Annotated in this window: 11 protein-coding genes; 9 read left to right on the top strand and 2 right to left on the bottom strand. The window is 40.5% G+C overall.

Annotation, left to right across the window (positions count from 1 at the left end; translation table 11 throughout):
- From lolA to rmf, 5 genes are all read left to right on the top strand, one after another.
- Positions 1-630 carry an outer membrane lipoprotein chaperone LolA gene (gene lolA / locus N482_RS07620; protein ID WP_063376469.1) on the top strand — a complete coding sequence of 210 codons (630 nt, stop codon included), beginning with the start codon at positions 1-3 and terminating at the stop codon, positions 628-630.
- The gene (locus tag N482_RS07625) at positions 623-1978 is read left to right on the top strand and encodes a replication-associated recombination protein A (RefSeq protein WP_063376470.1); all 1356 of its coding nucleotides are present in this window, start codon (positions 623-625) and stop codon (positions 1976-1978) included. The genes lolA and N482_RS07625 overlap by 8 nt, the downstream gene beginning before the upstream one ends.
- Before the next feature lie 6 nt (positions 1979-1984).
- The gene (crcB, locus tag N482_RS07630; RefSeq protein ID WP_063376478.1) at positions 1985-2365 is read left to right on the top strand and encodes a fluoride efflux transporter CrcB; all 381 of its coding nucleotides are present in this window, start codon (positions 1985-1987) and stop codon (positions 2363-2365) included.
- A gap of 10 nt (positions 2366-2375) precedes the next feature.
- On the top strand, positions 2376-3665 hold the full coding sequence (gene serS, locus N482_RS07635) for a serine--tRNA ligase (protein WP_063376471.1): 1290 nt from the start codon (positions 2376-2378) through the stop codon (positions 3663-3665).
- Positions 3666-4192: 527 nt separating this feature from the next.
- On the top strand, positions 4193-4363 hold the full coding sequence (gene rmf, locus N482_RS07640; RefSeq protein WP_023398857.1) for a ribosome modulation factor: 171 nt from the start codon (positions 4193-4195) through the stop codon (positions 4361-4363).
- A 70-nt stretch (positions 4364-4433) separates the two neighbouring features.
- On the opposite strand, the gene fabA is transcribed toward rmf, so the two are convergent.
- Positions 4434-4949: a 3-hydroxyacyl-[acyl-carrier-protein] dehydratase FabA gene (fabA, locus tag N482_RS07645; protein ID WP_063376472.1), complete on the bottom strand. Its 516-nt coding sequence runs from the start codon at positions 4947-4949 to the stop codon at positions 4434-4436.
- 191 nt (positions 4950-5140) lie between these two features.
- Between fabA and N482_RS07650 the strand changes: the two genes are divergently transcribed.
- From N482_RS07650 to N482_RS07665, 4 genes are all read left to right on the top strand, one after another.
- Positions 5141-5995, top strand: coding sequence for a 6-carboxytetrahydropterin synthase (locus N482_RS07650; RefSeq protein ID WP_063376473.1), 855 nt, complete (start codon positions 5141-5143; stop codon positions 5993-5995).
- Complete coding sequence (locus N482_RS07655; protein ID WP_063376474.1) at positions 5988-6806, top strand: M23 family metallopeptidase; 819 nt, start codon at positions 5988-5990, stop codon at positions 6804-6806. Before N482_RS07650 ends, N482_RS07655 begins: the two co-directional genes overlap by 8 nt.
- Positions 6807-6810: 4 nt before the next feature.
- Positions 6811-7242, top strand: a complete 432-nt coding sequence (locus N482_RS07660) for an acyl-CoA thioesterase (RefSeq protein ID WP_063376475.1) — start codon at positions 6811-6813, stop codon at positions 7240-7242.
- A 424-nt stretch (positions 7243-7666) separates the two neighbouring features.
- Positions 7667-7960, top strand: coding sequence for a hypothetical protein (locus N482_RS07665; protein WP_063376476.1), 294 nt, complete (start codon positions 7667-7669; stop codon positions 7958-7960).
- A 144-nt stretch (positions 7961-8104) separates the two neighbouring features.
- On the opposite strand, the gene N482_RS07670 is transcribed toward N482_RS07665, so the two are convergent.
- The gene (locus tag N482_RS07670) at positions 8105-10051 is read right to left on the bottom strand and encodes a S41 family peptidase (protein ID WP_063376477.1); all 1947 of its coding nucleotides are present in this window, start codon (positions 10049-10051) and stop codon (positions 8105-8107) included.
- Positions 10052-10411 lie beyond the last annotated feature (360 nt).

The raw sequence follows: 10411 nt of genomic DNA on the forward strand, positions 1-10411 counted from the left end.
ATGAAGTTTAAATCAATAGCCTTAGTACTAGGTGTAACAATTGGCGCTATGTCACAGGCAATTGCTGGTGATGCAGAATCATTAAAATCAAAATTAAAAGCTTTAAACACGTTTCAAGCAGACTTTAAACAACAAGTCAAAGATGAAGATGGTACGTTGCTGCAAGACGGAGAAGGAAATATAGCACTTAAGTACCCGTCGAAGATCAGATGGGAGCAAACAGCTCCGGATGAAACACTTCTTGTTTCAGATGGAAAAAAGACTTTCTATTTTGATAGCTTTGCAGAGCAAGTTACTGTAACGAAAACAGCTGGTTTGATAGATACAACTCCGTTTGTTTTATTAACAACCCAAGACAAGTCTCAATGGCAAAAATATCAAGTAGAGAAAACTGAGGCTGGTTATCGTGTTTCACCAAAGCAAAACGTCGAATCTCAAGTAGAGTTATTGGATATTGTCTTTAAGAAGCAGGGTGTTGAGATTGACTCTATTAGTATCAAAGATGCGTCAGGCCAAACTTCTATGTTTAAATTTGCCAACAGTAAAACAAACCTAGAGTTAGATGATGCGTCATTTACTTTTAAAATTCCACACGGGGTGGTCATAGACGACCAAACAGAAAGTGACTAACTTAGGCTTTGACTTTTCACCAGATGTTAGACCTTTGGCCGCTAGAATGCGGCCAAAATCGTTACAGGACTACATTGGTCAGACACATATTCTAGCCCAAGGCTCGGTTTTATATCGAGCGATAGAGCAAGGTAAATGCCATAGCTTAATATTATGGGGACCTCCAGGAGTTGGTAAAACAACTTTAGCTGAAATCATTGCTCACCATGCGGATGCTGAGCTCGCAAAACTTTCAGCGGTGACTGCGGGCGTTAAAGAAATCAGAGAGGTTGTGTTAGAAGCTAAAAGCCGCCTTTCTCAATCGGGCCGCAGAACTTTGCTATTTGTTGATGAAGTACACCGGTTCAATAAATCGCAGCAAGATGCATTTTTGCCACATATTGAGGATGGTACGTTTGTTTTTATTGGCGCCACAACCGAAAATCCGTCTTTTGCACTCAACAACGCTATTTTATCAAGAGCACGTGTTTATACACTGAAGCCGCTTTCGATAGAAGAGCTCACTCATGCATTGAATCGAGCCTTACGAGATGATGAACAGCTAAGCAAAGTTAAAATTACGATTAGTAAAGAGGCAATCTCGGCGATCGCTCAAGCCGCTGATGGCGACACGCGTAGGGCACTCAATTTGTTGGAGCAAGCGGTAGACCTTGGCACTCATAAAGATGAGCAAATAGTTGTCGACAGTAAAGTACTAGAGCAGATCTTGCCAAGTCATTTGGCCAAATATGACAACGGTGGTGATATTTACTATGACTTAATCTCCGCCTTTCATAAATCAGTCCGAGGCAGCGCGCCAGATGCGGCGCTTTATTGGTATTGTCGAATACTTGCTGGTGGAGGTGATCCACTTTATGTTGCACGTCGACTACTTGCAATTTCAACCGAGGATATTGGCAATGCAGATCCAAGAGCTATGCAAGTTGCGTTAAACGCTTGGGACATCTATCACCGTGTGGGCCCAGCTGAGGGTGAGAGAGCAATCGCACAAGCAACTATTTATCTTGCCAGCGCAGCCAAAAGTAATTCTGTGTATACCGCGTTTAAACAGGCCAAACGAGATGCAATGTCAGATCTTGATTTACCCGTACCAGAACATTTACGAAATGCTCCTACGAAACTAATGAAAGAAATGGGATTTGGAGAGGAATATCGCTATGCACATGATGAATCTGGTGCGTATGCCGCAGGAGAAAACTACTTTCCAGAAGCGGTATCTGATAGGCAATATTACTTTCCAACCGATAGAGGACTAGAAAAACAAATTGGGGAAAAGCTCAATTACCTCAAGTCACTCGATTCAAACAGTGGGCAACAACGATATGGAAAATTGCCGGATAAACCCTAGATGGAAATGCTTAAAACGTATTTAATGATTGCTATGGGCGGCGCTTTTGGTGCATGCCTACGCTTTTTAATTAGCGATATTGTGCTAAAACTCGCAGGTAAGGGATTCCCTTTTGGGACGTTGACCGTTAATATTCTGGGTTCACTGTTGATGGGCATTCTCTACGGATTAATCGAAAAGCAAATAATCGAAGTATCTCCAGCCAAAGCATTGGTTGGGATAGGTTTTTTAGGTGCTTTGACGACATTTTCGACATTCTCAATGGATAGCTTGCTGTTGTTACAGCAAGGGCAAATTGTGAAAATGGCACTGAATATTACGTTGAATGTTGTTATATGTATTTTTATGGCCTGGATAGGTCTTTGCTTAGTCATGCAAAAAGGTTAAAAGAACAAACATGTTAGATCCAAAGTATTTAAGACAAGACATTGAAGAAGCTGCTACACGCTTGAAAAAACGTGGCTTTGAGCTAGATGTTGCTACAATTAATGCGCTTGAAGAGCAGCGTAAAACTCTACAAACAAGAACTCAAGAATTACAGAGTGAGCGTAACAGTCGTTCCAAAGCGATTGGTCAAGCAAAAGCAAAAGGTGAAGATGTACAGCCTCTTCTTGATGCTGTTGCAGATTTGGGTGATCAGCTATCGGCGGCGAAAGCTGAACAAGATAAAATACTTGTTGAACTACAAGACATTGCTTTGACATTACCAAACTTACCAGCAGAAGAAGTGCCAGCAGGTGCTGACGAAGACGATAATGTTGAAGTGTCAAAATGGGGCGAGCCTAAACAGTTTAGCTTTGAAGTGAAAGATCACGTTGACTTAGGTGAAGCGCTTGGTAAAGGCCTAGATTTTGAAACTGGTGTTAAATTAAGTGGTTCTCGTTTTACGGTAATGCGCGGTGGTGTTGCAAGAATGCACCGTGCACTTGTGCAGTTTATGCTCGATACGCATACTGATCACAATGGCTATACGGAAATGTATGTGCCTTACTTAGTAAATAAAGCGAGTTTGTTTGGTACGGGTCAGCTTCCTAAATTTGCCGCTGATCTTTTCCATACAGAGGTTTTAGAAGAAGACCAAGATGGTTTCAGTCTGATCCCTACAGCAGAAGTGCCGTTAACGAACTGCGCGCGCGATGAAATTTATGATGAGAAAGAGTTACCAATTCGCATGACTGCGCACACTCCTTGTTTCAGAAGTGAAGCTGGTAGTTACGGTAGAGATACTCGCGGCCTTATTCGTCAACATCAGTTTGATAAGGTTGAGTTAGTTCAGCTAGTAAAGCCTGAAGATTCAATGAATGCGCTAGACGAGCTTACAGGACACGCAGAGGCAATTTTGCAGGCGTTGGAACTACCTTATCGTAAAGTTGTTCTTTGCACGGGTGATATGGGCTTTGGTGCTGCAAAAACTTATGACCTTGAGGTGTGGCTGCCAGCGCAAAATACTTACCGAGAGATTTCTTCGTGCTCAAATATGCAGGACTTTCAAGCACGCCGCATGCAGGCGCGTTTCCGTCGTGCTGGTGAAAAGAAACCTGAGCTACTGCATACTCTAAATGGTTCTGGCTTAGCTGTAGGTAGAACACTGGTTGCAATATTAGAAAATTATCAACAAGAAGATGGTTCTATTATCGTTCCAGAGGTACTTAAGCCGTATATGGGTGGCTTAGAAGTTCTGAAGTAACTAGGCAAGTTATTGAAATCAGGTCGCTATCTAGCGGCCTTTTTTATGACAAAATAATGAATGTTTTTTTACATAGATATTCGGTGTTCTAATCTCTAAAGCGATGCTTTTTGCAATTTTAAATTTAATTTATCTATATTTTTGAATTAAAATACCTTTTAGGTAAAATCACTTACCGTTCTCATCGTTTAATTATTGCATGTGATCCTAATCTATGATTTATTGAGTCTTGAGGTTTGGCCATTCCTACTGAATAAGCGACGCACGCACAGATTAGTCTGCGAGCGGGGTGCTTATTATTACCATTATTGCAAAACTTAATTTTGATTCTATCCAAAATAGTTTGGCGTCATTCTGTAACGTGTATTTGACTCAAGAGGCTAATATCGTAATTTTAAAAGGTACTTCTTATACAAGCTGAGTTCGAAACACATTTGAAGTTGATAATTACGGTTGCGTTAACTATTTATTAAATGTGGATGTCATAAGACTAAAGCAATCAAAAATTGAAGGTGAGGAATTTACCTATGAAGAGACAGAAAAGAGACCGTTTAGAGAGAGCACACTCACAAGGATTTAAGGCAGGTTTAGCAGGGCGGTCTAAAGATTTATGTCCATATCAGCAAATTGAGCACAGATCAGAATGGTTAGGTGGCTGGCGAGAGGCCATAGACAATCGCAATATGTTTAAAACGTAAAACAATACCGTCAACGAATTTTGAGTAATAAAAAGCCCCTATGCAGGGGCTTAATTTTTTGAACGACTAATTAAAAAGCGCTTGTGTCTTGGAATAAGCCTACTTTTAAGTCTTTTGCTTCGTAGATAACGCGTCCATCTACTTCAACAACGCCATCAGCTAGGCCCATAAACAGCTTACGTTTAATAACGCGTTTCATGTCTACACGATAAGTTACTTTTTTAGCTGTTGGTAAAATTTGACCCGTGAATTTCACTTCACCTACACCGAGTGCACGACCCAAACCAGGACCACCAGACCAACCTAGGAAAAAGCCAACAATTTGCCACATAGCGTCAAGACCTAAACAACCTGGCATTACAGGGTCGCCGCGGAAGTGACAATCGAAGAACCATAAATCAGGGTTTATGTCTAACTCAGCAATGATTTGGCCTTTACCATATTCGCCGCCATTGTCGTTTATTTCGACAATGCGATCCATCATCAACATGTTGTCGATTGGTAAGCGACAGTTGTTCTCACCAAACATTTCTCCTTCTGCACAAAGGATTAGTTCTTCTTTTGTATAGCTATTTTTTGGTTCCATAGTCTTCATTCTTTATTTCTAATTGCGGGTACTCTAGCGTACACTTGTACGCTAAACAACTCTGAACAGTTAAATTTTTACCAAGATTAGTCGTCAAATGCATTAAAATTAATTCTCTTTGCGATTAACGCGATTTTTGGTTGAAAAAACTTTATAATCAAATTGTTTTGTTAGAAATTTAATGGAAGTTTATGATCCTTTTTGTAGATGCCTTAACGGTAATAGATTTTTCTTACTTATGTGCCAAGCGAGGAGCTGTTGGTGAAAGTTGGATTGTAGATATGACTTTGCACGGTCAGCTGAATGAAGAGTCAATGGTTTTAGACTTTGCAAAAGTAAAAAAACAAATCAAAAGTATCATTGATAGTACAATAGATCATAAATTGGCCATTCCTTCAAAGTTAGATTGCCAGTTTGAACAAAATGAAGGCAGAGTTGCTTTTGACTATCATTTTAACGGCCACCATTTGGCCATGAGTGCACCAGACGAAGCGGTTTGCGTCGTTGAAGGTGAACAAATAGATGTGCAATCCGTGGTTGCATTTCTGAAAGGGCAAATATTGCCTAAAATGCCTGACAATGTAAAAGACATCGAAATTACTCTTCGTCCAGAAGAAACTAGCAGTTTTTACTATCATTACAGCCATGGGTTGAAAAAGCACGATGGAAACTGCCAGCGCATTATTCATGGGCATAGATCATTGATAGGTATTTTCTTCGATGATGTAAGTATGCCGAGATTGCAAAAAGAGTGGTCTCAAAGATGGGAAGACATTTATTTGGGCAGCGAAGAAGATTTAATTGAGCGTGCTCAATTAAGGTATGTTACTGCAACTGACGGTGATTATGCATTTGCCTATGAGTCTACACAAGGTTATTTCGAGATGAGTATAAGTCAGCAAAAATGCGAGATTTTACCTTGCGACACTACAGTAGAGTGTATAGCTGACTACCTCGCGACAGAGATTAAAAAGTCATATTCAGACAAACAAGTTAAGGTACGGGCATACGAAGGTGTCGGTAAAGGAGCAATAGCTTATGCATAGACTGTTACTTGTGCTCGGGGCTTGCATGGCACTAAGTGCACAAGCATTAGAACTGAAAGGTCACCTGACGCAAGGCGGTATGATAATAGGCAGTATTGAAGGTGCGAAATCTGTATCATTTAATGGTAAGCCGTTGCAGCTAACATCAGATGGGAAATTTGTGTTTGGATTTGGTCGTGATGCGAAATCTGAGCATACACTTTCATGGGTTGGTAGGAGCGGTAGTAAGCACGCAAAACAGTTGTTCATTACTAGCCGAGATTATGATATTGACAGAATAACGGGCGTAGCCAAAAAGTACGTTTCGCCCCCTAAAGAAGTGCTTAAACGTATTCGCAGTGATGGAGCCAAAGTCAGTGCAGCTCGATCAAAAGCGAGCACACTTGAGTATTTTTATGAGCCGGTTTACCGACCATCCAAAGGTCGTATTTCGGGAGTCTATGGTAGCCAGCGTTACTTTAATGGTGAACCCAGAAGACCGCACTTTGGTTTAGACATCGCCAATAAAACAGGTACGCCGATTTGGGCACCTTTGTCAGGCAAGGTGGTGTTAGCTGAGCCCGACTTATACTACAGCGGTGGAACACTTATTCTCGATCACGGCTATGGCATTACCTCCACGTACATTCACATGAGTAAATTGCATGTAAAAGTTGGGGACAAGGTAAATACAGGCGAACTGATCGGAGATATTGGAGCTACGGGTCGTGTCACTGGCCCACACTTAGATTGGCGCTTTAATTGGTTTGGGGAGCGCTTAGACCCTGAACTATTAATGATTGATAAATTAGCAAACAGTAAAAAGCAGTAAATAAATGACAGATTTAGAAAGAGATGCGGTTGTCAAAAAGCGTATTGAAGACTCTACGACTTCAGTTACAAAGACCGTTTTTCCCGGTAGAACAAACCATCACAACACGTTATTTGGTGGAGATGCATTAGCTTGGATGGATGAAGTCGCCTTCATCGCGGCAACACGATTTTGCCGTAAGCCGCTAGTGACTATTTCATCTGACCGTGTTGATTTTAAAGAAGCTATTCCTGCAGGAACTTTTGCGGAACTGGTTTCAAAAGTTGCACACGTAGGTAACACAAGCTTGAAAGTAGAAGTGCAAATATTTTTAGAAACGATGCATAAGGACGATAAGCACCTCGCTATCTCCGGCAATTTTACTTTTGTAGCGGTAGACGACAACCATCGCCCAACGCCTGTTGTGTGTGAAAATATGCTGAATGGTTTTAAGTAAAAACGGTTATTTGGGGATTGAACTTTATTTGAAAGGCTTTCCCCAATTACGCTCGTTTTTCATAGTAAAAGCGGCTACCTCTAGCCCTTTTTTTGAGTTTATCTAAAGAACATTTACCTCCAACAGCTCACAGAAGTAGATAGCTTCCTCTAGTAGTGAATTTGCGACTATGCTAATCCTCAGTTTATACAGGCACTTTTATCTAGAATTACTGTGCGACCATCTTTAAATTTGTTTAATAGATAAATTTGAAAAACACTGTTGGTTGCAAATACAGCGGTTCACAAAAATTTAATGTGCAAGTTTTTCATTTTGAATGCGCAGCCTTTTATCTGATGTATTTTCCGAAAACAATATTCAATCCAGCTTCGAAATACTGAACTACACTTATTTGTGATTGATACTAACAGTTAAGGAGGTAGTGATGATTTCCGTACATAGAGAGTATTGTTTGTCAGGCGATAAGAACTTGCACGCCCACGTTGAAGTCTACCCAACGGGGACTTTGGATGTAGATATTGTTGAGCTTCACGAGCATCACACAACTGAGTTTAACAACATCAAGTACGAGCATAATGGTGCCGATATAGCCTTAAGCGGTAAGGAAGGTGTGGTCACATGGCAAGTAGTCTTAAAAGAGCGAGATGCAAGAGAGTTATCGCATTTAATTGCAGATGCAAATGAAGAGTATGAAATTTTAATGAGGGATTTAGGGTAACTATTTAGATACTGTTCTAGTTAAAAAACAGGAAATCAATCAACATGGATAAGTGAGTTCTGAGGTGTGTGAAGCCATTATCGGATATAAAAATGGCTGGGTTTAAAGCCCAGCCACAGCGTCTAAAGAATACTTAAATATTAATTAGAAGAAATAGCGTTTGCCGTTCCATAGTTGTGTTTTACCAGCATCTAAGCCAACGAACTGAACGTTACCTTCACCATTTATACTTTCTGGTAAAGAGAACTCAACTAGCTTTGCGGCAGGGCCGTATGCACTTACATTAATACGTTCAACTTTTACATCGTTTACGTACACATCTACATGCTCGGTATTTTTAACTTCAATTGAGAAAACACCTTGCGTCTGAGCCAATTCAACAACTCGAGGTTGTAATAAGTTCACTGAAGATACTGATTGTGGCTGGCTAAGTAGATCACGAGCAATCGTGTCAAAGTTACCAACATCATTGTCTAAAATGCTGCTAAGAGTCTTAGGTACAACTTGATTTGAAACACAGCCAAAGTCTTCAATAAGGGCATTTTTGTTGTGTCCATGACGTACCATTTGTCTCCATGAAACCGTCATTTCTTGGTTGTATGGTAAGAATTCAAAATTCGGAGCGCCCGCATAACGAGCGAAAACAGAATGTCTTAGTACGTTTGCACCGCCAGCGCCAGTACGCTGATTCTCACCATATACTTTTGCAGCGCCATTATCTTGTACTGCACAAGTAAATACGTCACCTGATGAATAAGTTTTCGCGTTTGACCACACCCCTACAGGTTTATAGTAAGATTGACCAAAAGCATTGTTTTGCGCTTTTGTAACATACGTTTCAGTTGCAGTGTACTGTGCATTTGTGCCAGCTACGTCCGCTAGTATATTTACCCAGTTTTCACCAATAGTGTAGAAAATGGTATCGTTCATTAAGTGGTGGTTGATATCCGAGTTAATGAAACGAAGTTCTGTCGGTGAAGTTTTCTTTGCTGAGAATAGTTGTACTAATTCATCTGCATAGACGATGTTACCGCCAGGGTTGTTACGTACGTCAAAAACTAATGCGTCGGTATTAGCTAGCTCATTTTGCATCAGGCTGCTAACAATCCACACTGATTCTTCCTTAGTGCGGTTAGGAGAGAAACTATCTAATTGTATATAACCTACACTTTGACCATCAACCTCACGAATAGCCCATGAAATTTCGCTGTCTGCGGTCGGCGTTGTCGTAAATGGTGAAGCATTATCTTCATCTAGTTCAGCTTTGATTTCAGCGAACATTTGAGCTTCTAGGTTGGTACTGTCTGAGGTTGAATCTGCTAGTGCTGTATCTGAGCCGTTTAACGCTGCCGCCGTGCGAGGCAATCTAGCTACCCAAGGAACAACCGTAGTATAAGTTTCACCCGTTGCGTGTGAAACAAATTCTATTGTCACTTCGTTCTCTTCTGGAACAAGTGATATCGCGTGGCCTTTGTATGTAATTGCATCAAGTGCACGCACGAAACCAGCGTCTGGGTTAGCACCAAAGCCAATATTTAAGTTCTGTTCTACAACGTCATAAATAGATACGCCATTGTAAGAAACGACTTTGTCACCAACTTCTGGCAGTCTTGCACCACCTACGTAAGGGACTAAGTTTTCTAGTAGGTTGGATACACGTACTTCAGGATTGCCCAATACATCTACCGTTTTATCGAACTCGAAAGGTAGTATAGATGCAAAGTTTCTCACAGGTGTTGGGTGTACATAAACTAGATGAAGGTCACGCTGTGCCTTGAAAATTTTAGTTAGGCGTTCGTTTAATTGCTTGGAGTTGAGAAAATCAAGTTCAGCGATTACGTCGTTGATAGCATCAACTGGATTTACGTGACCTGTTGGTGAAACTCCATAGTAAAGGTCTTTTGCGTAACGGTGTACATATAGACCTTCAAGAAGTTGTTTCGCTTGATTAACAACCGTTAATTTTTCCTGTTGGGTGTACTCTGGGTATTGGATTTGATCTCTTGTTTCAGAAAGTAACGCATAGTTGCTTGCGAAAGCTTGAGAACCGAATGTTAGTGCTAAAACACTAGCCAATATAGACTTTTTCATATCTTTTTCCCTAAGGTTATTTTTGTTGTTCCTGTAATACAAACCACGTTTTTTCAAAAAAATAACAATAAGAATAATAAACTCGACTTTTTTAGCATTTGGCTGTTTTTATTCGTGATAAGCATGCACTTAATTTCTCTATAGAACAGTTTGTTATGAATATTTAACCCGTTGCTTAAAAATTGGGTAAAATTCTTTGTGGTTAGCTGTGTTTTTGAATCGTTGGGGACATTTGAGCTACATTTATTGCGTAATAACATGATGCCGATCGCTTAATAACATCGATGGCGATCACAATCTCTCACGATTGTAGACCTCGTAAAAATCTAACTGACGTGATCGGCATCCGTCAATTGATTT

It is taken from the genome of Pseudoalteromonas luteoviolacea NCIMB 1942 (assembly GCF_001625595.1).
In the GTDB taxonomy this organism is placed as follows: domain Bacteria; phylum Pseudomonadota; class Gammaproteobacteria; order Enterobacterales; family Alteromonadaceae; genus Pseudoalteromonas; species Pseudoalteromonas luteoviolacea_A.

What these genes read in the sequence shown, in the direction of transcription:
- lolA (WP_063376469.1), top strand. Translation starts at nt 1, where the DNA reads ATGAAGTTTAAATCAATAGCCTTAGTACTAGGTGTAACAATTGGCGCT.
- crcB (WP_063376478.1), top strand. Translation starts at nt 1,985, where the DNA reads ATGCTTAAAACGTATTTAATGATTGCTATGGGCGGCGCTTTTGGTGCA.
- serS (WP_063376471.1), top strand. Translation starts at nt 2,376, where the DNA reads ATGTTAGATCCAAAGTATTTAAGACAAGACATTGAAGAAGCTGCTACA.
- rmf (WP_023398857.1), top strand. Translation starts at nt 4,193, where the DNA reads ATGAAGAGACAGAAAAGAGACCGTTTAGAGAGAGCACACTCACAAGGA.
- fabA (WP_063376472.1), bottom strand. Translation starts at nt 4,949, where the DNA reads ATGGAACCAAAAAATAGCTATACAAAAGAAGAACTAATCCTTTGTGCA.
- N482_RS07650 (WP_063376473.1), top strand. Translation starts at nt 5,141, where the DNA reads ATGATCCTTTTTGTAGATGCCTTAACGGTAATAGATTTTTCTTACTTA.
- N482_RS07655 (WP_063376474.1), top strand. Translation starts at nt 5,988, where the DNA reads ATGCATAGACTGTTACTTGTGCTCGGGGCTTGCATGGCACTAAGTGCA.
- N482_RS07660 (WP_063376475.1), top strand. Translation starts at nt 6,811, where the DNA reads ATGACAGATTTAGAAAGAGATGCGGTTGTCAAAAAGCGTATTGAAGAC.
- N482_RS07665 (WP_063376476.1), top strand. Translation starts at nt 7,667, where the DNA reads ATGATTTCCGTACATAGAGAGTATTGTTTGTCAGGCGATAAGAACTTG.
- N482_RS07670 (WP_063376477.1), bottom strand. Translation starts at nt 10,051, where the DNA reads ATGAAAAAGTCTATATTGGCTAGTGTTTTAGCACTAACATTCGGTTCT.